Source organism: Thermocatellispora tengchongensis (assembly GCF_014202315.1).
Lineage (GTDB): Bacteria > Actinomycetota > Actinomycetes > Streptosporangiales > Streptosporangiaceae > Thermocatellispora > Thermocatellispora tengchongensis.
The window spans coordinates 361,051-383,734 of sequence record NZ_JACHGN010000009.1 but is presented as its reverse complement, the minus strand read 5'-3'; the positions used below and the strand labels follow the sequence as shown (position 1 = coordinate 383,734).

Below are 22,684 nucleotides of genomic sequence, written 5' to 3'. Positions count from 1 at the left end.
GATGACCACCGGCGACTCTCGCCCCGGCCCCCGCCCCGACCCGCCCGTGCGCTGGGCCGCGGGCACGACGTTCGTGCCCACGCCCGACGGCTGGCTGGTCCACGGCCCCGACGAGGACTTCATGGTGCTGGAGGTCCCGGCGCGCGACCGCGAGGCGGTGGCCGACCTGATCGCGGGCAGGATCGGGGCGGACGCCGCGCTGGCCCGGGTGCCCGACGCCGCCGACCTGATCGCCGAGCTGGCGGTGCCGCGCCAGGAGGCGGTGGAGGTGCTGCTGGTGGGCGACGGCCCGCTGCTCGCCCCGCTGTCGCGCTGCCTGGACCGGGCCGGCCTGATCGTGCGGCACGGCGCCGCGCCCGACGCCGCCACCCGCGTCATGGTCGCCTGCGCCGAGCACCTGCCCGACGCCGCGTGGCGCGAGCTCGACTCCCGCTGCCGCGAGCTGGGCGTTGCCTGGCACCGGGGGCACGCCGAGGGCCGCCGCTGGTACGCGGGCCCGTTCACCCCGCCGTCGGGCGAGCCCGGCTACGAGGACGTGCGGCTGCGCCGCCTGGCGGCCTGCCCGTGGCCCGACGAGCTGGCGGCGTACTGGGCGTTCCTCGACGCCGGCGGGCGCCCGGCCACGCCGCCCGACCCGGCCGGGGCCGAGGTCGCCGCCGCGCTCATCGCCGCCGACGTGCGCGCCTGGGCCGACGGCGCCGAGCCGCCCTCGGGGGCGGGCAACCAGGTCGGCATCGACCTGGTCGCGGGCGAGATCCGGCGCCACCCCGTGCTCCCCGTGCCACGGGGGCTGATGCGCGAGGTCCCGGTGTGACCGGGGTACGCGCGGAGGTGGCGATCGTCGCCGGCGACGGGGTGCGGCTGCTCGGCGACCTGGTGCTGCCGGACCGGCTGCCCGCGCCCGCGGTCGTGATCCGCACCCCGTACGGCACGGCGGGCTGCCGGGCCGAGGCGCTGACGCTGGCCGAGGCCGGGTTCGCCTGCCTGGTGCAGGACCTGCGCGGGCGTTACCTGTCCGAGGGCGTGTTCGCCGCGGGGGCCGACGAGAGCGCCGACGGGCGCGCCACCCTCGACTGGACCGCCGCCCAGCCCTGGTGCGACGGCCGGATCTTCCTGTACGGCGTGGCCTACGAGGCGTACGCGGCCTGGTGCGCCGCCGCCCACCCGGCCGTGCACGGGATCGTCAGCCGCCAGCCCTGGCCCCCGATCGGCTCCCCCGCCCTGGACGAGGAGCTGTGGTGGCGCACCGACCTGTGCGGCGGGCGGCTGGCCCGCGAGGGCCTGTACGACATGACGCTCGCCCGCTCGCCCGAGCTGACCGCGCTGATCCCCACCGCCGCGCTCGCCGGCCGCTGGCCGGTGGACGTGGGCCCGTGGCCCGCCACCCCCAGCACGTACCGGACCGCCGCCCGGCTGATCGCCCGCGCCGCCCGCGCCGCCACCGCGCCCAGCCTGCACCTGGGGAGCTGGTACTGCCGCTCGGCCGCCACCACGCTGCGCCAGGCCATGCTGTCGCCCCGCGCCGACGCCGTGGTCGGGGGCTGGGCGAGCGCGCTGACCCACCGGCTCCAGCCGGAGTGCGCGCTCGACGTCCCGGCCGACCCGCACCCGTTCGCACTGGCCCTGGAGTGGCTGGGCCCGCATGCCGCACCGGCCGGTTCTGCGCCGGCGGCGACGGTGGCGGGCCTGTCACCCACCGCCCACCTGAGCGGGTGCCTGCTGATCGGCAGCGGGCGCTGGACCGAGGCCGACCCGATCCCGCCGCGCCGCCCGCAGTGGTCGGCGCTCCCGCTCGCGCCCGGCCCCGCCCGGCTGCGGCACGACCCCGACGACCCCGTCACGTCCGCGCCCCACTCGGCCGACCTCGCGCCGCTGACCGGCCACGACGGCCTGGTACGGCTGACCGTGCCCGGCCCGGTGGCCTGGCACGGCGCGCCCCGGCTCGTCGCCGAGGTCACCGCCGGCGGCGCGGCCGAGCTGGTGGCCACGCTGGTGCACGAGCGCCCCGACGGCGTGGCCACCCGGCTGGCCGACGGCACCGCGCCGATCGGGCCGGGCGGCTCGCGCTGCGAAATCCGGATCGTGCCGGCCGCCGCCGAGCTGCCGTACGGGCACCGGCTGCACGTCGAGGTCACCGCCGGGCGTCCCCCGCGGCACCGCGCCCCCGCCCGCCCGGTGGAGATCGTGCTGCGCGACGCGGAGCTGCACCTGCCCCACCCGAGAAAGGGAGCCTTCGATTGACCCCTCTCGCCCGCCTGGTGGACGAGCGCACCGGGCTGATCCGCAGGCTGGACCGCCTCGATCCGGAGCCGTGGTGGCCGGAGGGGCTGACCGTGTGCACGGCCGAGGTGGCCTCGCCGTACCGGCTGCTGCCCTGGCCGGCCGACCGGGTGTCCACCGGCACCGCCTTCGGCGACCCGCTGCGGGCCGAGCTGAGCGCGGCCGGTGAGGCGGTGGAGCGCTACTGCGGCAACTTCGTCCCCGCCGGCCTGCGCCGCGCCGGCCACCGCGACCTGCGCGAGCCGGCGCTCGACCCGGCCGCGCTCGCCCTGTACTCCCCCGAGCAGCACGCCGAGCCGGGTTTCCCGTTCGTCCCGTTCACCGCGGATCTTCAGGTGCTGTGGACGCCCGGGACCGACCTGATGACCGGCGGTCCCGCCTGGCTGCCCGCCTCGCTGGTGTACGTCAACTACCTCACCCCGCCGCGCGAGGACGAGCCGCCGGTCAACTACGCGATGCTGGCCGGCATCGCGGCCGGGCCGTCGCCGCGGGCCGCCCGCACGGCCGCGCTGGAGGAGGTGATCGAGCGCGACGCCACCGTCATCTGGTGGGCCAACGCGCTGCCCGCCCGGCCGGTAACCGGCGCCGGGCATCCGCTGGTGCCGGAGGACGAGCCGGGCTGGTACCGGGCCGCGGGCGCGGCGGGCCGGTGCCGCTACCGGGTGGTGGCGATCCCCACCGTGTTCGAGGTGGCGGTCCTGGGGGTGCTGCTCGACGACCCCGAGACCGGTGTGGCGGCGCTCGGCGTCGCCGCCCGGCCCGACCCGGCCGAGGCGGTGGCCAAGGCGCTGGCGGAGGCGGTCACGCTGCGCCGCTACGCGCTGGGCCTGCTCGATCCCGACGGGGAGATCTGGGCCGCCGCCGAGGCGGGCGTGATCGACGTGCGGGTGTTCAAGCCGTACCGGGCCGACCGCGCGTACGCCGCGGCGTACCGGCCGGACTTCCGCGACGTGATCGACCTGGGCTGCCACAGCCAGCTCTGGCTCGACCCGAGCATGCGCGCGCACCTGGGCCCGATCACCGGCCCCGCCCCGGCCGTGGCGCTCGCCGACCTGCCCCGCGTCGATGGCGACCCGCTCGACGGGTACCTCAAGCGGGTCGCGGCGCAGGGCCTGGGCGCGTACGCCGCCGACCTGACCACCCCGGACGTCGCCGCGGCGGGCCTGTCGGTCGCCCGGGTGATCGTGCCGGGGGCGTACTCGAACGCCCCGGCGGCCTTCCCGTTCCTCGGCGGGCGGCGGCTGCGCGAGGACCCGGCCAGGCTGGGGCTCGCGGCGGCCGGATCGGTCAACCTCGTCCCCCTGCCGCACACATGATCCCGGTCGACTCCCGGTACGGCCCGGTCACCGCCGTACGCGCGGCGGTGCTGCGCGGACGCCTGCACGCCGCCTTCGCCGACCTGGCCGCGACCACCGGATACGCCTGGCCGCTCGGCAACCCGACCGTCTCCGGCGCCTCGTGGCGCGACCCGGGCGAGGCCCGCCGCCGGGCGCTGGGCGAGGCGGCCGAGCGCTACTGCGGCCATCTCGTCCCGGCGGACCGGCTGGTGGAGGCGTCCTGGCACGAGCTGGGCCCCGGCGCCGCCGATCCCGACGAGCTGGCGCTGTACTCCAAGGAGCAGCTCGGCCGCGAGGGGTTCCCCTTCTCCGGGCTCACCCGCTCCGACCGCACCGCGTGGGTGCGCGGCACCGGCCCGGACGGCGAGCCCGCCTGGGTGCCCGCCGCCCTGGCCTGGCTGGTGCCGTTCCCCTCGGCCACGGGGGCGCCGATCGTGCTGCCGGTCTCGGCCGGGATCGCGGCCGGCCCGAGCCTGGCCGCCGCACGGGCCGCGGCGCTCGCCGAGGTCGTGGAGCGGCACGCGCTGGCCACGGCGTGGGCCTCCGGCCGCCCGTTCCCCCTGCTGGCCGGCCTGCGGCTGCCCGCGGTGCCGGGGGCGCGGCTGCGCGCGTACGCGGTGCCGAACCTGCTGGACGCGCCCGTGGTGCTGTGCCTGGCCGAGGACTCCGGCGGCATGGCCGGGGCCGGGTGCGCGCTGGCCCCGCAGGCGAACGACCCGGTGGCGGTGGCCTCCTGGAAGGCCGCGGCCGAGGCGGTGCAGTCGCTCGACACCACAGCGCAGCTCGCGGCGGGCGACCTGCCCGAGTGGGAGCGCCCGTCGGGGCCGCTCGCGCCGCACCGGGCCGACCGCGCGTACGCGGCGGCGTACAGGGCCGACTTCGCCGACGTGACCGACGTGACCTGTCACCTCCAGCTCCTGGCCGATCCCGCGTTCACCGCCCGGGTGCTGGCCCGCTTCGCCGGCGGCGGCACCGCCCCGCCCTCCCGGCCGGCCCGGTTCGACCTGGACGCGGCGCTGGCCGCGCGGGGCCTGCGCCCGATCACCGTGGACCTGACCACCCCCGACGTCGCGGCGTGCGGCCTGGCGGTGGCCCGGGTCGTCGTGCCCGGCCTGCGCGCCACGGCCCCCGCCGCCTTCCCGATGCTGGGCGACGGCGCGGAGCCGCTGCCGCCCAGCCCCGACCCGCTGCCGGTGCCCCATGCGTGACGCCATGCCGGACACCATGCCGGGCGTCGTGCCGGACGCCATGCCGGACGCCATGCCGGGCGTCATACCGGGACAGGGCGTCGTGCCGGATATCGCCCGCCCCGTCCCTCCGGAGGAGACCTGGCGCAGGATACGGCCGCTCCTGCCCCGGCTCGGCGTCACCCGGGTCGCCGACATCACCGGCCTGGACACCATCGGCATCCCGGTCGCGATCGCGTACCGGCCCAACTCGCGCAGCCTCGCGGTCAGCCAGGGCAAGGGCCCGTCCACGGCCGCCGCGATGGTCTCGGCCGCCATGGAGGCGATCGAGCACGCCCACGCCGAGCGGATCGACGCGCCGCTGCGGCTGGCCCGCGCCGCCGAGCTGGACTCCGCCGTGGCCCCGTGGCTGCTCCCCCGCACCGAGCAGGGCTCGGTGGACGAGCACACGCCGGTGCTGTGGCTGACCGGGTGGCGGGTCGGCGACGGGGCGCCGGTGGCGGTGCCGTACGAGGCGGTGAGCCTGGACTTCACCCTGCCGCGCGGCATGGTGCCGCTCGGGCTGTGCCGCGACAGCAACGGCCTGGCCGGCGGCAACACTCCGGACGAGGCCGTGGTGCACGGCCTGTGCGAGCTGATCGAACGCGACGCCGCCGCGCTGTGGGACCTGCTCCCGGCCGAGGATCAGGCGGCCACCCGGATCGACGCCGCGACCGTGGACCACCCGGGCGCCCTGGAGCTGCTGGAGCGCTACTCCGCCGCGGGCGTGGAGGCCGCGCTGTTCGACATCACCTCCGACGTGGGCGTGCCGGCCGTGCTGTGCCAGATCGTGGAGGCCGAGCCCGACCCGTTCCGGCCGCTGCCGCCCGCCGGCGGGCTCGGCTGCCATCCCGACCCTGGGCACGCGCTGGTCCGGGCGCTGGCGGAGGCGGCGCAGAGCCGGCTGATCGGCATCTCCGGCAGCCGCGACGACGTGACCCGGGACGAGTACGACCGGGTCGCGGACGTGGAGGCGGCCGTGGAACTGCGCGACGCGCTGCGCGCCACGCAGGCGTACGCGCGGCCGTGGCGGTCCGGCCGAGCCTGCCCGCCCGGCCCGGAGACCCTCGGCGACGTGCTCGCCTGGCTGCTGGACCGGCTGGCCGCGGCCGGGCTGCCCGAGGTCGCCGCGGTGGACCTCACCCGGCCCGGCCTCGGGATTCCCGTGGTCAAGGTGCTGGTCCCCGGGCTGGAGGGCGCGGGCGCGCTGACCGGGGCCCCGGTGCTGCCCGGCCCCCGCGCCGCCCGCCTGCTGGCCGAAGCGGACGGCGCCGACGAGGGAGACGGCGCAGACAAGGGAGACGGCGATGGCTGAGATCGTGGCGTTCGTCGGGCCGACGCTCCCCCGCGCCGAGATCCCCGACGGCGTGCGGGCGCTCCCGCCGGTGGCGCAGGGCGACGTGGCCCGGCTGGTGGCGCTGCCCCCGTCCCGGCGCCCGGGGTGGATCGCGATCGTGGACGGCGTGTACGAGCGGGTCCCGGCCGTCTGGCACAAGGAGATCCTGTGGGCGCTGTCGGAGGGGATCTGGGTGGGCGGGGCGGCCAGCATGGGCGCGCTGCGCGCCGCCGAGCTGGTGCCGTACGGGATGGCCGGGGTGGGCGCGGTGTACGCCGCCGCCGTGTCCGGCGAGCTGGTGGACGACGACGAGGTCGCGGTCGCGCACCTGGGGCCCGAGGACGGCTACCGTCCCGTGTCGGCGGCCATGGTGGACATCCGCGCCGCGCTCGCCGCCGCCGCGGCCGAAGGGCTGATCTCGCAGGAGCAGCGCGCCGCGCTGACCGCCGCGGCCAAGCGGCTGCACTACCCCGACCGGCGCTGGCCGGCGCTCGTCCGCGAGGCGCCCGCCCTGGAGGGGCGCGGTCCCGGGCAGGGACGCGGGGTCAAGGCCGACGACGCCAGGGAGCTGCTGCGGCTGGCCCTGACCCGGCCGGAGCCGCCCCCGGTCACCTGGCACCTGGAGCAGACCGAGCAGTGGCGGGCCGCCCGCCCGGCGCCGGGCGCCCCGGACCTGCCGCCCGGCCGGCTGGCCGCCCTGTTCGACGGGCTGCGCCGCGACGGCTCCTACCCCGACCTGGAGCGGGCGGCGACGCTGCGCCTGCTCGCCGCCAGGCACTACCCGCGCCCGTCGGGCCCCGCGCTCGCGGAGTGGGTGGCCCGGGTGCGGTCCCATGTGCCCGCCGCCGACCTGGCGGACCTGGACGACCTGCGCCTCGGCGAACTGGCCGCCGACCAGGCCGCGCTGGTGGCGGCGTGCGCCGAGGCCGAGCCCGGCCTGCCCGGCGCGATCCTCGACGTCCTGCGCATCCGCGGCCAGTACGCCGAGCACCTTGAGCAGTACCCAGGAGAAGGAGCAGATCCGTGACCATTTCCGCCGCCCCGCGCCGCGCCGTGCCCCTGCTGCTCGGCGCCGTGGCGCTGCTCGCCGCCACCGCGTGCGGCCAGGGCACCGGCGGTTCCGCCGTCGCCGCGCAGGCCCCGGCGTCCAGCGCGCCGGTCGAGGTGACCAACTGCGGCGCGACGTACCGCTTCGACACGCCGCCGCAGCGCATCGTGACCTCCAGCACCATCGCCACCGAGATCGTGCTCGCGCTCGGCGCCCGCGACCGGCTGGTGGGCACCGTCGCGCCCGGCGAGCTGCTGCCCGAGGTCGCGGCCTCGATCGAGGGTGTGCCGATCATCGCCAAGTCGGCGTTCCCGCCCCCGTCCAAGGAGACGGTGTTCGCCGCCGACCCCGACTTCGTGGTCAGCGGCTACAACGACGACTACGGCCCCAAGGCGCTCGGCGACCGGGAGCAACTGCGCAAGGAGGGCGTGAACTCCTACCTGCTGTCCGGCAACTGCCCCGGGCGCAAGGCCAAGGTCGAGGACACCTACACCGACATCCGCGAGCTGGGCCGCGTCCTGGGGGCGCAGGCCAAGGCCGAGGAGCTGGTGGCGAAGCTGAAGGCGCAGGTGGAGGCGGTGCGCCCGGTCGCGGGCACGCCCAAGGTGTTCGACTACGCGGGCGGGCTGGAGAAGCCGAGCACGGCCGGGTCCAACGGGCTGATCGACGACCTCATCCGGCGCGCGGGGGGCGAGAACGTCTTCCCCGAGGTGACCTCCTACTCCCAGATCTCCTGGGAGGAGCTGGTCAAGCGCGACCCCGACGCCATCGTCGTCGAGGACCAGGCGTTCGAGCCGGCGGACAAGGCGATCGAGTTCCTGACGTCGTACGAGCCGATCAAGGACGTCACCGCGATCAAGGAGAAGCGGTTCATCGTCATCCCGGTCAACGACACCCAGCCCGGCCTGCGCAGCGGGCGCGCGCTGGAGACCCTAGTCGCCGGATTGGCGCGGTGAGACAGAGCCGCCGGATCGGCGCGGTGAGGCAGGGCCGCCGGATCGGCACGGTGCGGCGCGACGGCCGGAGCGGCGCGGTGGAGCCGGACGCGGGGATCGGCCCGGTGAAGGCGGGCGGCCGGATCGGCGCGGTGAGACGAAGCGGCCGGAGCGGCCGGATCGACCGGAGCGGCCGAATCGGCACAGGGAAGCCGGGCGGGCGGTCCGCCTTCGCCGGGGCGCTGGTCGCGCTGACGGCGTTGCTCGGGGTCTCGCTGATCGCGGCCGTCGGCCTGGGGCCCGTGGCCATCCCGTTCCCGGACGTGGCCCGCATCCTGCTGGAGGCGGGCGCGGGCGCGCCCGCCGGCCCACGGCAGGTGATCGTGCTGGACATCCGGCTGCCCCGGGTGCTGCTCGGCGCGGTGGTGGGGGCCGGGCTGGCGACCGTGGGCGCGATCCTCCAGGCGGTGCTGCGCAACCCGCTGGCCGATCCGTACATCATCGGGGCCAGCTCGGGGGCGTCGCTGGGCGCGGTGCTGGTGATGCTGGCCGGGGTGTACCCGTTCGGCGCGTTGTCGCTGCCGCTGTCGGCGTTCCTCGGCGCGATGGCCGCCTTCGCGCTGGTGCTCGGGCTGTCGCGGAGCGGCGGCCACCTCGCGCCCGGCCGGCTGATCCTGGCCGGCGTGGCGGTGGCCGCGCTCACCGAGGCCGTCACCAGCTACATCGTGCTCACCACCCCGGAGAAGGAGGTGCGCTCGGCGCTGTTCTGGACCCTCGGCGGCCTGTCCGGCACCCAGTGGCGCGACGTCGGCATACCCGCGCTCGTCGTGCTCGCCGCCGCGGCCTGGGCGATCACCCGAGCGAGCCGGCTCAACGCGCTGGTGCTCGGCGACGAGGGCGCGACCAGCCTGGGCGTGGAGGTGAACCGGCTGCGCCTGCGCATGATCGTGGTGTCCGCCCTGGTCATCGGCACGGTGGTCGCGGTGAGCGGCGGGATCGGCTTCGTGGCGCTGATGGTGCCGCACGCCGTACGGCTGGTGGCGGGCGGCGACAACCGGCGGCTGATCCCGCTGAGCGCGCTGACCGGGGCGCTGCTGCTGGTCTGGGTCGATGTGGGGGCCCGGATGCTGAACCGGCCCGACGAGATCCCGATCGGGGTGATCACGGCGGTGCTCGGCTCGCCGTTCTTCCTCATGCTGCTCGTCCGCGACGGCCGGAGGGGGTTGCCGTGAAACTGGAGGTCGAGAACGTTTCCTGGCTGGGCGTGCTGCGCGGGGTGAGCCTCACCGCCCTGCCCGGCGAGGTCGTCGGGCTGATCGGGCCGAACGGCAGCGGCAAGTCCAGCCTGCTGCGCTGCGTCTACCGCCGCATCCGCCCCGACGACGGCCGGGTGCTGCTGGACGGCGCGGACGTCTGGCGGACCCCGGCCCGCGAGGTGGCGCGGCAGGTCGCGGTCGTCGCCCAGGACACGCCCGCCGACCTGGACGAGACGGTCGAGCACGTCGTCGCGCTGGGCCGCATCCCGCACCTCGGCGCGCTGGGCCGGCTGTCGGCCGCCGAGGTCGCCCTGATCGCCGAGACGATGGAGCGGTGCGACGTGGCCGCGCTGGCCCGCCGTCCGGTCGCGACGCTGTCGGGCGGGGAGCGGCAGCGCGTCCAGCTCGCCCGCGCGCTGGTGCAGCGGCCCCGGCTGCTGGTCCTGGACGAGCCGACCAACCATCTCGACCTGCGCCACCAGGTCGAGCTGCTGCGGCTGATCCGCACACTGGGCGTCACCGTGGTGGTGACCCTGCACGACCTCCAGCTCGCCGCGGCGGCCTGCGACCGGCTCGTGGTGCTCGACGCCGGACGCGTGGTCGCCGACGGCTCGGCCGCCGAGGTGGTCACCGAGAAGCTGCTGCGCGAGGTCTACCAGGTGCACGCCGAGGTCGCCCCCGGCGCCGACGGCCTGCCCCGGCTGTTCCTGCCGCTCGGCCGGGCCCCTGCCGCTAGCCCGCCGCTGTGACCGGGCCCTCTGCGTCGAGCCGGCCGGGCGGGTGCCGGACCTGGCCCGGCGGGGCCGGATCGCACGTGTGACGGCCCGCTGGAGTGGTAGGCGGTCAGCGAGAGCCCAGGAGGAATCATGACCGAGCGCCTGACCGACGAGGAGATCGACACCGCCCTGGTGGCCCTGGAGGGCTGGTACCGCGAGGGAGACGCCCTGCTCCGCGACATCCCGATCACCCCCGACAGCTACCGCTGGATGCGCGAGGCGGTGCTGAACGAGGGCGACCTGATCGGGCACCGGCCCGAGGTGGAGCGCACCGACTACGGCATCCGCTTCCGGGTCAGCACCGGCGAGGCGGGCGGGGTGACGCCCAAGGACGTCGAGCTGGCCGCGCACATCGACCAGGTGGTCAGCGGCGGGGCCCGCGACCGGGGCTGACCGTGCGGGCCGGTGCGTGCCGCACCGGCCCGGCGGGGTCAGTCGCCGGCGAAGCGCGAGACGGCGGTGCGGCGGATCTCGATCTCGCCGTCCGGGGTGGCCACGCCCATGGCGTACAGGCCGGGGCGGTCGCCGTTGAACCGGAGCGGGAGCGCGAGGATCTCCTCGCCCAGGTAGTCGCGCAGGTCCCGCTCCGTGCCGCCGACCTCCAGCCAGGTGATCCCCTGCGGGGTCACCGCGCCCGGCGGGTCGCACGGCTGGCGGGCCGCGTGCTCGTCCATGTCCTCGAAGTGGAACACGTTCGGGATGCCCCGCTGCCAGCACCACACGCTCTCCGGCACCCGCGCGGGCGCGGTGATCCTGCCGTCCTTGCGCACCCGCAGCCCGAAGTCGACGATCTCGGTGTCCAGCCGCCGGGAGATCTCCTCCAGCTCCTCCCGGGTGTCCACGCGCAGGCACCAGCCGAGGAACACGTCGCCGGCCGCGCACTCGTCGTAGAACCACTTGGCGATCGGGTTGGAGGCGATGACGTGCGGGTGCACGACCCCCTCCACCTCGATGTACTGGTCCCGGCCGAGCGGGACGATGCGGTTGGCGATCCCGGCGTGCGGGAACCAGCCGCCCTCGTACTGGCCGAAGCCGGTCTCCTGGCACAGCCGGTACGCGCCCTCGTAGACGTTCTGCGCGCCCAGGGAGATGTGGTCGATGTGCAACATGCGATTGACTTCCAGAGTTTCTAGTGGGAGACCCAGAACACGGTCTCTAGTGGGAGACCCAGAACACCGTCTTGCGGCCGATGAACTGGACGAGGGAGCTGAGCAGCCCGGTCAGCAGCGACAGCAGCACGATGGAGGCGAACACCCGCGCGGAGTCCAGCCGGTAGCCGTCCCGCAGGATGGCCGCCCCGAGGCCGTGCTGGGCGCCGACGAACTCCGCGACGACCGCGCCGATCACGCTCAGGGTGACGCCGATGTTCAGCCCGGCGAACACGAACACCAGCGCGTTGCGCGCCTTGACGTGCCGGAACGTCTTCCACCTGCCCGCCCCGTAGACCCGCATCAGCTCAAGCTGGTCCTCCGGCGAGCCCTTCAGCCCGGAGACGGTGTTCACGAACACCGGGAAGAAGGTGATCAGGGCGACGAGCACCAGCTTGGAGGTGAGGCCGTAGCCCAGCACCACGGCGAACAGCGGCGCGACGGCCACCTTGGGCACGGCCTGGAGCGCCACGACGTACGGGGACAGGATGCGGTCCACCACGCGGAACTCGCCCACGACGGCGCCCAGGCCGATCCCGACGACGCCGCCGAGCAGGAAGCCGAGCAGGACCTCCTTCAGCGTCTCCCAGATGTCGGGCAGGTAGTCGCCGGAGGCCAGCCCGGTCCACAGCGCCTCGGCCACGTCGAACGGCAGCGGCACCAGCGCCTCGTTCACGCCCAGCAGCGGGAACAGCAGTTGCCAGGCGGCGATGATCGCGGCGAAGACGGCCACGCCGGCGACGTGCCAGCGATCGGGCCGGAACCGGCGCCGCGATTGCGGGACCGGCGGCACGGCCCGCGTCGCCGCCGGTCCGGGCCTGTCGAGCTGCCTGGTGCTCACGGCGCCTCCTTCGCCGGAACCGGGAGCACGGCGCCGTGGCCGCCGGCCGGCTCGCTCATGGCCTCCTCGTTCTCGAAGTGCCTGCGCAGGGCGGCGACGTGCTCACCGAAGGCGTCGGAGTTGAGCATGCGCAGCGTGCGCGGGCGGGGCAGGTCCACGGCGATCTCCTCCACGATCCGGCCGGGCCTGGCCTGCATGACCAGCACCCGGTCGGCGAGGAAGACCGCCTCCTGGATGCTGTGGGTGATGAACAGCACGGTCTTCTCGTCCTCCATCCAGATGCGCTGCAGCTCCAGGCTCATGTGGTCGCGCGTCAGCGCGTCCAGGGCGCCGAAGGGCTCGTCCATCAGCAGCACCTTCGGGTCGTGCACCAGCGCCCGCGCGATGCCGACGCGCTGCTGCATGCCGCCGGACAGCTCGCCGGGGTAGGCGCCGGCGAACTCGGCGAGCCCGACCAGGTCCAGGAAGCGCTCGGCCCGCCGCCGGGCCTCGGTCCGGCTCATGGGGGTCACGTCCGCGGCGAGCATGGCGTTGCTGAGCACGGTCCTCCAGGGCAGCAGCGCGGGCCGCTGGAACACCATGCCGATGTCGCCGCGCGGGCCGGTGACCGGCGTGCCGTCCACCCGGACCGCGCCGGACGAGGCGGGCAGCACGCCGGAGATCAGCCGCAGCAGGGTGCTCTTGCCGCAGCCGCTGGGCCCGACGATGACGACGAACTCGGAGCGGCCGATGCGCAGGCTGATGTCGTCGAGCGCGGTCACCAGGGCGCCCTGTCTGGTGGTGAAGGTCTTGGAGACCCGCTCGATCTCGATCAGGGGGTGGGTCACGGCGTCCTCCCAGGTCACAGCGTCCTCCCCAGTCACGATGTCCTCCGGAGTCACGGTGTCCTCCCGGTCACGCGGCGCAGGCGCGGGCCTCGGCCCGCAGCGCGTCGCGGTCGAAGTCGTTGGCCTTGGCGGCGAGACCGTCGATCTCGGGCAGCAGCCGGCTCACCGGGGCCGGGGTGTCGAGCTGCCCCTGCGCCTTCAGGAACTCCTGCATCGCGGCCAGGCCGTCGAGGCGTACGGCGCCCCAGTCGTCGCCGCCGGTGGACTTCAGCGTCTGCACCCGGTCCTCCAGCGACAGCTTCATCGCCGTGACCTCCTGCTCGGGGGTGAGGCCGCCGCCGCCCGACCCGGCGTAGCCCGCGCGGAAGACCTTGGCGGCGCACTCGGGTGACGCCTCCAGGAACGCCATCGACTTGGCCACGCCGCGGGCGATGGCCTCGACCATCTCCGGGTACACGTCCACGACCTGCTTGGTAGTCAGCAGCCCGTAGTCGGGGAACCTGCGCCACTGCTCGTCGTACATGAAGGTGTAGCGGGCGCCCTGGGCGATCTGGTTGTCGATGTCGGCGGCGAAGCTGAAGAACGCCTGCACCCTGCCGCTGCTCAGCGCCTCGTACGCCGCCGCGCCGAAGCCCACGACCACCTGCTCGACGTCCTTCTCCGGGTCCAGCCCGGCATCGCGGAGGAGCTGGTCCAGGTAGACCGCGCCGCCGCTGCCGGCGACCGCGACGCCGATCTTCTTGCCCCGTAGCTGCTCGGGCCGGGTGATCCCGCCGCCCTCGGGCGCCACCAGGCTCCACTGGTTGTTGGCGGTGGCCGCGACGAGCTGGATGTCCGCGTCGCCGCGCGCCGCGGCGGCCAGGCCGGGGGCGGTGTTGCCGATCACGAACTGGGCGCGCCCGCCGATGAGCACCTGGGTGGCGGCCTGGGAGCCCTGGTTGGGCACCACCGTGACGTCGTAGCCCTCCTCGCGCCACCACTCCCGGGCGAGCGGCAGGTACGCCTCGACGACGGTGAGGCTGAAGGCGGGGTTGCCGAAGGCGATGGTGACCTGCTTCAGATCCTCCGAGCCCGAGCCCGAGCCGGAGCCGCACCCGGCCAGCGTCGCGCCGGCGAGCATGCCGATGACGGCGGCGAGCGCGCGGAATCGCAGGGATCGTCTGTTCATGGCGGCTGTCCTTCTCGTGGTGCCTGGCTATGGGGCCGATTCTTCGCAGGCAACCGGTGACAAAGGAAGTCAATCCTGCCTATGGTGAACATTGAGGGAATCTATAACCGCGACGTGGCAGGGAGTGGCGATGGACGAGCAGCGGGACCGCGCGGCCGAGCTGCGGCTGTCCGGGCTGGACCTGCCGCAGTTGCACGCCCTGCACGCGCTGCTCACCGAGCGCAGCGTGACCGGGGCGGCGGCGCGGCTGGGCCGCAGCCAGCCCACCCTGTCCAGCTCGCTGGCCCGGCTGCGCCGGCACTTCGGCGACGAACTGCTCACCCGCTCCGGCAACCACTACGCCCTGACGCGCTTCGCCGAGCAGTTGCGCCCGCTGACCACCGTCGCGGTCGCGGCCGTGGAGCGGGTGTTCGGCGCCGAGGCGGAGTTCGACCCGGCCCAGACGCGGCGCGAGTTCACCGTCGTCTCCTCCGACCACGGCATCAGCGTCGTCGGCGGCCCGCTGGTCGCCCGGGTGGCCCGCGAGGCGCCGGGCGCGCGGATCAGGTTCATCCCGGTCACGCCGGAGTCGATCAGCAGGAAGGAGGAGTTCTACCACACCGTGGACGGCGTGTTCATGCCGCACGGCTACCTGGACCTGCCGCGGAACATCGACCTGTACACCGACCGCTGGGTGTGCGTGGTGGCGGCCGGCAACTCCCGGGTCGGCGAGCGGCTGACCATGGCCGACCTGCACGAGCTGCCCTGGGTGGCGACGTTCCACGACCCGCTCGGCCGCGCGCCCGCGTGGCGGCAGATGGAGCTGCTGGGCGTCAGCCCGAGAGTGTGCGCGGTCGCGGAGTCGTTCCTGGCCCTGCCCCAGCTCGTCCGCCACGGCGAGGCCATCGCGCTGTTGCAGGAGCGCGTCGCCGCGCTGGTCGCGAGCGGCCCGGAGTTCCGGATCATGGAGTGCCCGTTCGAGGCGGTGCCGCTCGTCGAGGCGTTCTGGTGGCACCCGCTGCACGACGACGACCCCGGGCACACCTGGCTGCGCCGCTGCATGTCCGAGCTGACCCTCTAGCGCATAGATTCTCTCTATTCGGGCCATCGGAAGGATTGGCTTCCCTTGGGATGGTGGCCGGGCGAAGAATCGATGACATCCCGGTAACGCACCGCTCACACCCCATGGAGGCCGCCCGATGGACCGACCGCCCGCGCTGGATGCGCACGCGCACGTCTGGCTCGACGCGGTCGAGGACCTCGCGGCCCGGCACCCGGGCTACGCGGCCGGCCTGGAACTGGAGGCGCGCCGGGCGGGCGCGGAGTCGGCCGCGGTCAACGCCGAGCAGGCGATCCTGCGGCGGGCGCTGCTCACCGACGTGGACGCCCGCCTGGCCGCCATGGACTCCGCCGGCGTGACCGCCCAGCTCGTGTCGGTCGTGCCGACGCAGTACCACGGCTGGGCCGACCGCGGGCTCGCCGCCGAGATCGCCGCGGCGACCAACGCGGGCGTCGCCGCGCACTGCGCGCTGCGGCCCGACCGGCTGGCCGGGCTCGGCGTGGTCCCGCTGCGCCACCCCGACCTGGCGGTCACCGCCCTGGAGGACGCCGTGCTGCGCCACGGCCTGAAGGGCGTCGAGATCTCCTCGCACGCCGCCGGCCCCGACGGCGTGCCGGTGGAGCTGTCGGACCGGCGGCTCGACCCGCTGTGGCAGCGGGCCGTGGAGCTGGGCGCGGTGCTGCTGCTGCACCCGTGGGGCTGCACCCTGGACGCCCGGCTGGACCGCTGGTACCTGGCCAACACCGTCGGCCAGCCCGTCGAGCACGCCGTGGCGCTCTCGCACCTCATCTTCGGCGGGGTCCTGGACCGGTTCCCGGAGCTGCGACTGATCGCCGCGCACGGCGGCGGCTACCTGCCCGCGTTCCTGGGCCGCGCCGACCACGCCTGGCAGCACCGGCCCGACGCGCGAAGCTGCGCCGAGCCCCCCAGCGCGTACGTGCGCCGCCTCTGGTTCGACTCGCTGGTGCACACGCCGCAGGCGCTGCGCAGGCTGGTCGAGACCGTGGGCGCCGAGCGGGTGGTGCTGGGCAGCGACTACCCGTTCGACATGGGCGTCACCGACCCGGTGGCCCGCGCGCTCGCCGCCCTCGGGCCGGCGGACGCGGCCGCGGTCATCGGGGGCAACGCCGCGCGGCTCGGCCTGTTCCCAGGCGTTCTCGCGCCCCGCACCTGACCATAGAGGGGGACGACATGACCACCGAGACTCAGCTCACCGACGTACGCCACCTGCGCTGGTCCTCTCAGGACGAGGCCGACCGCTTCACCGTGGAGAACCCGGCCACCGGGACCGCGATCGTCACCATCCAGGGCTCCGGGCCCGCGCAGGTGGACTCCGCCGTGCGCGCCGCGTACGCCGCGCACTTCGGCTGGAAGGCGCGCACCCCGCGCGAGCGCGGCCGGTGGCTGCGCGAGATCGCGCGGGCCGTGCGCGAGCACGCCGACGAGATCGCCCGCCTGGAGACCAGCGACAACGGCAAGCCGTTCAGCCAGTCGCGGGAGTTCGACCTGGAGGCGTGCGTCGCCATCTTCGAGCTGTTCGCCGGGCTGTGCGAGGCGCTGCCCGGCGCGGTGCGCGACGCCGGCACGACGCTGGACGTGACCACCCTGGAGCCGTACGGCGTGGTGGCCGCGATCGTGCCGTTCAACTGGCCGCCGCTGCACACCGCGGGCAAGCTCGCGCCCGCGCTGGCCGCGGGCAACGCCGTGGTGATCAAGCCGCCGGAGCAGGCGCCGCTGTCGGTGCTGCGGGTGGTGGAGATCGCGCAGTCGATCCTGCCCGACGACGTGGTGCACGTGGTCACCGGCCGCGGCGCGGTCGGCGCGGCGCTGGCCGGGCACCCGCTCGTCGGCAAGATCTCCTTCACCGGCGCGCCCGCCACGGGCACGGCGGTGCTGAAGACGGCCGCGGACAACCTCACGCCCACGCTGATGGAGCTGGGCGGCAAGAACCCGTTCATCGTCTTCGACGACGCCGACCTCGGCTCGGCGATCCCGTGGGCGATCGAGGGCGGGTTCTTCAACCAGGGCGAGGCGTGCACCGCCGCGTCCCGCGTCCTGGTCCAGGCGAGCCGGTACGACGAGGTGGCCCGGCGGATGTCCGCGGCCGTCGCCCGGCTCAAGGTGGGCGACGGCGCCGACCCCGGCACCCACGTCGGCCCGCTCGTGACCGCCCAGCAGCGCCGCCGGGTCGAGGAGTACCTGGAGATCGGCGTCGCCGAGGGCGCCACGATCGCCGCGCAGGCCGAGCTGCCGGGCGACCCCCGGCTGGCCGGCGGCCACTACGTACGGCCGACCCTGTTCACCGGCGTGACCCCTGACATGCGCATCGCCCGCGAGGAGATCTTCGGGCCGGTGGTGTGCCTGATCCCGTTCCAGGACGAGGCGGAGGCGGTCCGGATCGCCAACGACACCGACTTCGGGCTGGTCGCCGGGGTGTTCACCGCCGACTCCGAGCGCGCGATGCGCGTCAGCCGGGCCATCAGGGCCGGCATGGTCTTCGTCAACCACTACAACCGGGCCTTCACCGGCACTCCCTTCGGCGGAGTCGGGCACAGCGGCTACGGCCGCGAGCACGCTCTGGAGACCCTGCACGAGTTCGGGTACAGCAAGAGCCTGCGCCTGCCCTCCGGCACCGGCCCCATCCCCCGCTGGGCTCCATCGGTCGCGGTCTGCGAGCCGTAGCAGCCCCGTTTCCTCATCAGGAGGGACCGCCCATGACCGCCGTCTCCACCACGGTCGCACGGCCGCTCGCGCTGCGCCGCAGCGCCGTCGCCAGCCTCGTCGGCAGCGCCGTCGAGTTCTACGAGTTCACCATCTACGGCTTCCTGGCCGTGGTGTTCGCACCGCTGTTCTTCCCCGCGGACGATCCGGCCGCCTCCACGCTGTCGGCGCTGGCCGTCTTCGGCGGCGGCTACCTCGCCCGCCCGCTCGGCGGCGTGCTGTTCGGCGCCCTCGGCGACCGGATCGGCCGCCGGCCGGTGCTGATGGCGACGATCTTCCTGATGGGCGGCGCGTCCATGCTGATCGGCGTGCTGCCCACCTACGAGCAGGCGGGCCTGCTCGCGCCCGCGCTGCTGCTGGCCCTGCGGCTGCTCCAGGGCCTGTCGGCGGGTGGGGAGTTCACCGGGGCGCAGACCTACATCGTCGAGATGGCCCCGGCGAACCGGCGCGGCCTGTACGGCTCGCTGCCCGCGCTGGGCATCGGGCTCGGCTTCGCCGTGGCCTCGCTGGTCGTCGCGGGCACCAGCGCGGCCCTGACCGGCGAGCAGATGACCGCCTTCGGCTGGCGGCTGCCGTTCCTGCTGTGCGTGCCGCTGACGATCGCGTGCCTGTTCCTGCGGCTGCGGCTGGAGGACTCGCCGGAGTTCGCCGCCATCGCCGCCCGCGCCGAGCTGACCCGCACCCCGGTGCGCGACGCGGTGCGCGGCCATCTGCCCGACATCCTGCGCGTCGCCGCCCTCACCGTGGCCACGCTCGGCCCCGGCTTCCTGGCCAAGCTCTACCTGGGCATCCACCTGGTGCAGGTGGAGGGCATGGACCCGGTGCACGTGTACGGCCTGCTCGGCGTGCTCCTGCTGATCACCGCCGCGCTGTTCCCGGTGATGGGCCACGTCGGCGACCGCCGCGGCAGGCGGCCGATCATCGCGGCCGGCTTCACCGCGTTCGCGCTGCTGTCGCTGCCGCTGTTCCTGGTCGTGGACGCGACCCGGGAGCTGTGGATCATCGCGCCGGTGCTGCTGGTGTTCGCCGCGGTCGAGCCGTTCGTCTCCGCGGCCGTCTACACCACCTTCGCCGAGCTGTTCCCGGGCCGCATCCGCTACACCGCGACCTCCATCGGGTTCAACCTGGGCACGATCGTGGCGGCCGGCTTCGGGCCGTACATCTGCAGTCGGCTGGTCGCCTGGAGCGGCTGGACGCCGGCGCCGGGCCTGTGGGGCGTGGCGTGCGCCGCGCTCGGCCTGCTCGTGCTGCTCACAACCCGGGAGACCCGCCGCACCGGCCCGGCCCGCTGACCCAGGAGAGGCCCGCTGACCCAGGAGAGGACCTTACATGCCCCGACTCGTGGACATCTCGGTGCCGCTGCGCGCCGGGATCGCCTCCGACCCGCCCGGCTACCGGCCGGAGATCGACTACTACGCCCACGCCGACACCGCCGAGGAGGTGATCGCGTTCTTCCCCGGCGCCACCGTGGACGACCTGCCCGACCGCGAGGGCTGGGCGATCGAGCGGGTGCGGATCAACACCCACAACGGCACCCACCTCGACGCGCCGTACCACTACTCGGCGACGATGGACGGCGGCGCGCGGGCGATCACGATCGACGAGGTGCCGCTGGAGTGGTGCCTGCAGCCGGCGGTGAAGCTGGACTTCCGGCACCTGCCCGACGGGTACGTCGCCACCGCCGCCGACGTCGAGGCCGAGCTGAAGCGGATCGGGCACGAGCTGCGGCCCCTGGAGATCGTGGTGGTCAACACCGCCGCCGGGGCCCGCTACGGCCACGACGACTACGTGACCACCGGCTGCGGGATGGGCCGCGAGGCGACGCTGTACCTGCTGGAGCGCGGCGTACGGCTGACCGGCACCGACGCCTGGAGCTGGGACGCCCCCTTCGCGCACACCGCCCGCCGCTACGCCCGCGACCGCGACCCCTCGGTCATCTGGGAGGGCCACCGCGCCGGGCGCGACATCGGCTACTGCCATCTGGAGAAGCTGCACAACCTGGAGGCGCTGCCCGCCGACGGGTTCCGGATCGCCTGCTTCCCGGTCAAGGTGCACGCCGCGTCGGCGGGCTGGACCCGGGCCGTGGCCATCTTCGAGGACTGACGGAGCGTACGCATGAGCGTGGTCATCACCGTGGCCCCCACCGGGCCGATCGCCACCAAGACCGACAACCCCAGCCTGCCCACCCAGCCGGAGGAGATCGCCGCGGCGGTGGCCGAGGCGTACGCGGCCGGGGCCTCGGTCGCGCACATCCACCTGCGCGACGCCCAGGACCGGCCGACCGCCGACCTCGGCATCGCACGGCGCACGATGGACCTCATCGCCGAGCGGTGCCCGATCCTGATCCAGCTCTCCACCGGGGTCGGGCTGGAGGTGCCGTTCGAGGAGCGCGCGGCGCTGGTCGAGCTGCGGCCCCGGATGGCCACGCTCAACCCGTGCAGCATGAGCTTCGGCGCGGGCGAGTTCCGCAACCCGCCCGCCGAGGTGCGCCGGCTCGCGGCCCGGATGCGCGAGCTGGGCGTCAAACCCGAGCTGGAGATCTACGACACCGGGCACCTCGACGCCTGCCTGCGGCTGCGCGATGAGGGCCTGCTCGGCGACGAGCCGATGCAGTTCTCCATCGTGCTCGGCGTCGCGGGCGGCATGGCGGCCACGCCGGAGAACCTGCTCACCATGGTCGGGCGGCTGCCCGAGGGCGCGGTGTGGCAGGTGATCGCGATCGGGCGGGCCAACCTGCGGCTCACCGCGATGGGCCTGGCCCTGGGCGGCAACGCCCGCGCGGGCCTGGAGGACGCCCTGTACCTGCGCAAGGGCGAGCTGAGCCCGGGGAACCTGCCGCTGGTGGAGCGGGCCGTCCGCCTGGCCCGCGACCTGGACCTGCCGGTGGCCACCGTCGCCGAGACCGAGCGGTTGCTCGGCATCGCGGAGCCGGGCGCCTGACGCGAGCGCGGCGGGCCGGGCCGGTGACGTGAGTACGGCGCGGCGGGCGCGCCTCGCGAGTACGGCGCGGCGGGCGCGCCTCGCGAGTACGGCGCGGCGGGCGCGCCTCGCGAGTACGGCGCGGCGGGCGCGCGCGATGAGTGCGGCGGGGCGGGCGGGTGACGTGAGTGCGGCCCGGCCGGGCGCGTGACGTGAGTGCGGCGGGGCGGGCTATGCTCCGTGATCGTGCGTCTCCTCCCGCTTCCCGCCGCACGCTCCGCGCTGCCGGTGGCGCTGGCCGCGCTCACCCTGGGCGTCACCGCCCTCCCCTCCGGCACCGCTGCCGCCGCCGCGGACCCGTTCCGGGGCACCGGCAGGCTGGCGGTCACGTCGTGCCCGGAGCCGCCGCTGATCGACGGCGGCGTCCCGCGCTCCCGGGAGTACCTGACCGCGGCGGTGGCGTGCCTGAACCGGTCCTGGTCCGCCCATTTCGCCCGTGCCGGGCTGACCTTCCGCAAGCCCGCCGTCCGCTTCTACGAGGAGCCGGAGCGGCGGGTGTGCGGCGTACGGTGGCCGTCCGGCGCGGCGGCCTTCTACTGCACCAACCGGGCCACGCTGGTCTTCCCGCTCACCGGCGCCTGGATCGAGGGCCGCACCGACCTGTACCCGCTCAAGGTGGCCGCGCACGAGTACGGCCACCACCTGCAGAGCCTCACCGGCATCCGCGAGCGCGCCGAGGCGCGCGCCCGAGCCGCCCGCAACGGGCGCGACCCGGCCGAGCCCGGCCGGCGCTACGAGCTCCAGGCCGACTGCCTGGCGGGCGTGTTCCTGGGCAGCGTACGCCGCTCGCTCGCGCGCTCCGCCGCCGACTGGGAGGCGCTGTCGGAGGCGATCCGCGCCAGCGGCGACGACGGCGAGCACCGCACCCACGGCTCGCCCGCCAACCGGGTGCGCTGGTTCGAGCGCGGCTACCGGAGCGTGTCGCCCGCCGCCTGCGACACCTGGCCGGCCCCGCGCGCCGAGGTGTCCTGACCGCCCCCGGGAAGCGGCGCGGTCAGCTCCGCCAGCCACTCCCGGTACAGCAGTGCCGCCTCTTCCGCGGCGGCCCGCAGCGCGGCGGGCTCCGGCTCCCCGTCCGGCTCGAACGCCCGGCGTACCGTGACGGCCAGCGCCTCGGCCTTCTCCTCCAGCGCCAGGCCGTCCACGCGGAAGCCCGGCAGCCCGTCGAGCAGGCAGAACCCGGTCATCACCGCGCTCAGCCGGTACTGCGCCAAGGGGTCGCCGGTCAGCAGGCCGTGCTCGCGCAGCAGGTCCAGGTAGCGCGCGGTGCGATCGGACTTCTCCGCGGCCAGGCGCGGCCCGGTCGTGCCCTCGGCCAGCAGCTCGCCCAGGGCGTCGCGGTCGGCGGTGAGGAAGGCCCGCGACAGGGGGCGGCGCATGCCCTCCAGGTACGTCAGCCGCATCGCCCGGTGCAGCCGCACCTCCCCCGGGTCGGCCAGCAGCGCGGCCAGCCTCGCGGCGAGCTGCCCGGCGGCCTCCCGGGCGAGCACCGCCGCGAACAGCTCCCGCTTGCTGCCCCAGTACAGGTACACCGTGCCCTTGCCGACGCCCGACCGCCGCGCCACGTCGTCCACGGTGACCTTGCGGTACCCGTACGCGATCAGCAGCGCCTCCGCCGCGTCGAGAATCCGCCCCGCCTTGTCCTGCCCCACCACACCACCCGACCGGATGACCCAACGCGCGGCGCGGTCACCCTAGGGGCGCGCCGCCCGGCCCGGCAATAGCGGCGACACCCATACAGATCCGGGCAAGGTCCCTGTTACCGTG

Annotated in this window: 22 protein-coding genes; 17 read left to right on the top strand and 5 right to left on the bottom strand. The window is 75.3% G+C overall.

The window, feature by feature from the left end; all coding sequences use genetic code 11:
- The first annotated feature begins 1 nt into the window (after window position 1).
- From HNP84_RS22945 to HNP84_RS22900, 10 genes are all read left to right on the top strand, one after another.
- On the top strand, window positions 2-814 hold the full coding sequence (locus tag HNP84_RS22945) for a hypothetical protein (protein WP_185051829.1): 813 nt from the start codon (window positions 2-4) through the stop codon (window positions 812-814).
- Window positions 811-2,241 carry a CocE/NonD family hydrolase gene (locus HNP84_RS22940; RefSeq protein WP_185051828.1) on the top strand — a complete coding sequence of 477 codons (1,431 nt, stop codon included), beginning with the start codon at window positions 811-813 and terminating at the stop codon, window positions 2,239-2,241. Before HNP84_RS22945 ends, HNP84_RS22940 begins: the two co-directional genes overlap by 4 nt.
- The gene (locus HNP84_RS22935; protein ID WP_221336567.1) at window positions 2,238-3,596 is read left to right on the top strand and encodes a SagD/YcaO family ATP-dependent cyclodehydratase; all 1,359 of its coding nucleotides are present in this window, start codon (window positions 2,238-2,240) and stop codon (window positions 3,594-3,596) included. The genes HNP84_RS22940 and HNP84_RS22935 overlap by 4 nt, the downstream gene beginning before the upstream one ends.
- Entirely contained in the window at window positions 3,593-4,825 is a 1,233-nt protein-coding gene (locus HNP84_RS22930; protein ID WP_185051827.1) for a YcaO-like family protein, read from the top strand. The genes HNP84_RS22935 and HNP84_RS22930 overlap by 4 nt, the downstream gene beginning before the upstream one ends.
- Complete coding sequence (locus HNP84_RS22925) at window positions 4,818-6,158, top strand: YcaO-like family protein (protein ID WP_185051826.1); 1,341 nt, start codon at window positions 4,818-4,820, stop codon at window positions 6,156-6,158. The genes HNP84_RS22930 and HNP84_RS22925 overlap by 8 nt, the downstream gene beginning before the upstream one ends.
- On the top strand, window positions 6,151-7,206 hold the full coding sequence (locus HNP84_RS22920; protein WP_185051825.1) for a TfuA domain-containing protein: 1,056 nt from the start codon (window positions 6,151-6,153) through the stop codon (window positions 7,204-7,206). Before HNP84_RS22925 ends, HNP84_RS22920 begins: the two co-directional genes overlap by 8 nt.
- The gene (locus tag HNP84_RS22915; protein ID WP_221336566.1) at window positions 7,203-8,183 is read left to right on the top strand and encodes an ABC transporter substrate-binding protein; all 981 of its coding nucleotides are present in this window, start codon (window positions 7,203-7,205) and stop codon (window positions 8,181-8,183) included. Before HNP84_RS22920 ends, HNP84_RS22915 begins: the two co-directional genes overlap by 4 nt.
- Window positions 8,180-9,394 carry a FecCD family ABC transporter permease gene (locus tag HNP84_RS22910; protein ID WP_312925506.1) on the top strand — a complete coding sequence of 405 codons (1,215 nt, stop codon included), beginning with the start codon at window positions 8,180-8,182 and terminating at the stop codon, window positions 9,392-9,394. Before HNP84_RS22915 ends, HNP84_RS22910 begins: the two co-directional genes overlap by 4 nt.
- A complete protein-coding gene (locus tag HNP84_RS22905) occupies window positions 9,391-10,167 on the top strand; it encodes an ABC transporter ATP-binding protein (RefSeq protein ID WP_185051824.1) in 777 nt (258 codons plus the stop codon). Before HNP84_RS22910 ends, HNP84_RS22905 begins: the two co-directional genes overlap by 4 nt.
- Window positions 10,168-10,284: 117 nt before the next feature.
- A complete protein-coding gene (locus HNP84_RS22900) occupies window positions 10,285-10,587 on the top strand; it encodes a 4a-hydroxytetrahydrobiopterin dehydratase (protein ID WP_185051823.1) in 303 nt (100 codons plus the stop codon).
- Between the two features lie 38 nt (window positions 10,588-10,625).
- On the opposite strand, the gene HNP84_RS22895 is transcribed toward HNP84_RS22900, so the two are convergent.
- The 4 genes from HNP84_RS22895 to HNP84_RS22880 are packed head-to-tail and all read right to left on the bottom strand — an operon-like array spanning window position 10,626 to window position 14,178.
- Complete coding sequence (locus HNP84_RS22895; RefSeq protein ID WP_185051822.1) at window positions 10,626-11,303, bottom strand: VOC family protein; 678 nt, start codon at window positions 11,301-11,303, stop codon at window positions 10,626-10,628.
- Window positions 11,304-11,349: 46 nt separating this feature from the next.
- A complete protein-coding gene (locus HNP84_RS56140) occupies window positions 11,350-12,183 on the bottom strand; it encodes an ABC transporter permease (RefSeq protein WP_221336565.1) in 834 nt (277 codons plus the stop codon).
- Window positions 12,180-13,028: an ABC transporter ATP-binding protein gene (locus tag HNP84_RS22885; protein ID WP_185051821.1), complete on the bottom strand. Its 849-nt coding sequence runs from the start codon at window positions 13,026-13,028 to the stop codon at window positions 12,180-12,182. The genes HNP84_RS56140 and HNP84_RS22885 overlap by 4 nt, the downstream gene beginning before the upstream one ends.
- A 49-nt stretch (window positions 13,029-13,077) precedes the next feature.
- On the bottom strand, window positions 13,078-14,178 hold the full coding sequence (locus tag HNP84_RS22880; RefSeq protein ID WP_185051820.1) for an ABC transporter substrate-binding protein: 1,101 nt from the start codon (window positions 14,176-14,178) through the stop codon (window positions 13,078-13,080).
- A gap of 130 nt (window positions 14,179-14,308) precedes the next feature.
- On the opposite strand from HNP84_RS22880, the gene HNP84_RS22875 reads away from it, so the two are divergent.
- The 7 genes from HNP84_RS22875 to HNP84_RS22845 all read left to right on the top strand — a co-directional run bounded on the left by HNP84_RS22875 (window position 14,309) and on the right by HNP84_RS22845 (window position 21,889).
- Window positions 14,309-15,238 (top strand): LysR family transcriptional regulator, encoded by a 930-nt coding sequence (locus tag HNP84_RS22875; RefSeq protein ID WP_185051819.1) that lies wholly within the window; start codon window positions 14,309-14,311, stop codon window positions 15,236-15,238.
- Window positions 15,239-15,356: 118 nt separating this feature from the next.
- Complete coding sequence (locus tag HNP84_RS22870; RefSeq protein WP_185051818.1) at window positions 15,357-16,391, top strand: amidohydrolase family protein; 1,035 nt, start codon at window positions 15,357-15,359, stop codon at window positions 16,389-16,391.
- A gap of 17 nt (window positions 16,392-16,408) precedes the next feature.
- Window positions 16,409-17,899, top strand: a complete 1,491-nt coding sequence (locus HNP84_RS22865; RefSeq protein ID WP_185051817.1) for an aldehyde dehydrogenase family protein — start codon at window positions 16,409-16,411, stop codon at window positions 17,897-17,899.
- A 32-nt stretch (window positions 17,900-17,931) separates the two neighbouring features.
- A complete protein-coding gene (locus HNP84_RS22860; RefSeq protein WP_185051816.1) occupies window positions 17,932-19,230 on the top strand; it encodes an MFS transporter in 1,299 nt (432 codons plus the stop codon).
- Window positions 19,231-19,267: 37 nt separating this feature from the next.
- Window positions 19,268-20,041 (top strand): cyclase family protein, encoded by a 774-nt coding sequence (locus tag HNP84_RS22855; RefSeq protein ID WP_185051815.1) that lies wholly within the window; start codon window positions 19,268-19,270, stop codon window positions 20,039-20,041.
- Between the two features lie 12 nt (window positions 20,042-20,053).
- On the top strand, window positions 20,054-20,878 hold the full coding sequence (locus HNP84_RS22850; RefSeq protein WP_185051814.1) for a beta-keto acid cleavage family enzyme: 825 nt from the start codon (window positions 20,054-20,056) through the stop codon (window positions 20,876-20,878).
- A gap of 225 nt (window positions 20,879-21,103) precedes the next feature.
- A complete protein-coding gene (locus HNP84_RS22845; protein ID WP_312925505.1) occupies window positions 21,104-21,889 on the top strand; it encodes a neutral zinc metallopeptidase in 786 nt (261 codons plus the stop codon).
- On the opposite strand, the gene HNP84_RS22840 is transcribed toward HNP84_RS22845, so the two are convergent.
- The gene (locus tag HNP84_RS22840) at window positions 21,826-22,569 is read right to left on the bottom strand and encodes a TetR/AcrR family transcriptional regulator (protein ID WP_185051812.1); all 744 of its coding nucleotides are present in this window, start codon (window positions 22,567-22,569) and stop codon (window positions 21,826-21,828) included. The genes HNP84_RS22845 and HNP84_RS22840 overlap by 64 nt on opposite strands.
- Between the last annotated feature and the right edge of the window lie 115 nt (window positions 22,570-22,684).

What these genes read in the sequence shown, in the direction of transcription:
- HNP84_RS22945 (WP_185051829.1), top strand. Translation starts at nt 2, where the DNA reads ATGACCACCGGCGACTCTCGCCCCGGCCCCCGCCCCGACCCGCCCGTG.
- HNP84_RS22930 (WP_185051827.1), top strand. Translation starts at nt 3,593, where the DNA reads ATGATCCCGGTCGACTCCCGGTACGGCCCGGTCACCGCCGTACGCGCG.
- HNP84_RS22925 (WP_185051826.1), top strand. Translation starts at nt 4,818, where the DNA reads ATGCGTGACGCCATGCCGGACACCATGCCGGGCGTCGTGCCGGACGCC.
- HNP84_RS22920 (WP_185051825.1), top strand. Translation starts at nt 6,151, where the DNA reads ATGGCTGAGATCGTGGCGTTCGTCGGGCCGACGCTCCCCCGCGCCGAG.
- HNP84_RS22900 (WP_185051823.1), top strand. Translation starts at nt 10,285, where the DNA reads ATGACCGAGCGCCTGACCGACGAGGAGATCGACACCGCCCTGGTGGCC.
- HNP84_RS22895 (WP_185051822.1), bottom strand. Translation starts at nt 11,303, where the DNA reads ATGTTGCACATCGACCACATCTCCCTGGGCGCGCAGAACGTCTACGAG.
- HNP84_RS22880 (WP_185051820.1), bottom strand. Translation starts at nt 14,178, where the DNA reads ATGAACAGACGATCCCTGCGATTCCGCGCGCTCGCCGCCGTCATCGGC.
- HNP84_RS22875 (WP_185051819.1), top strand. Translation starts at nt 14,309, where the DNA reads ATGGACGAGCAGCGGGACCGCGCGGCCGAGCTGCGGCTGTCCGGGCTG.
- HNP84_RS22870 (WP_185051818.1), top strand. Translation starts at nt 15,357, where the DNA reads ATGGACCGACCGCCCGCGCTGGATGCGCACGCGCACGTCTGGCTCGAC.
- HNP84_RS22865 (WP_185051817.1), top strand. Translation starts at nt 16,409, where the DNA reads ATGACCACCGAGACTCAGCTCACCGACGTACGCCACCTGCGCTGGTCC.
- HNP84_RS22860 (WP_185051816.1), top strand. Translation starts at nt 17,932, where the DNA reads ATGACCGCCGTCTCCACCACGGTCGCACGGCCGCTCGCGCTGCGCCGC.
- HNP84_RS22855 (WP_185051815.1), top strand. Translation starts at nt 19,268, where the DNA reads ATGCCCCGACTCGTGGACATCTCGGTGCCGCTGCGCGCCGGGATCGCC.
- HNP84_RS22850 (WP_185051814.1), top strand. Translation starts at nt 20,054, where the DNA reads ATGAGCGTGGTCATCACCGTGGCCCCCACCGGGCCGATCGCCACCAAG.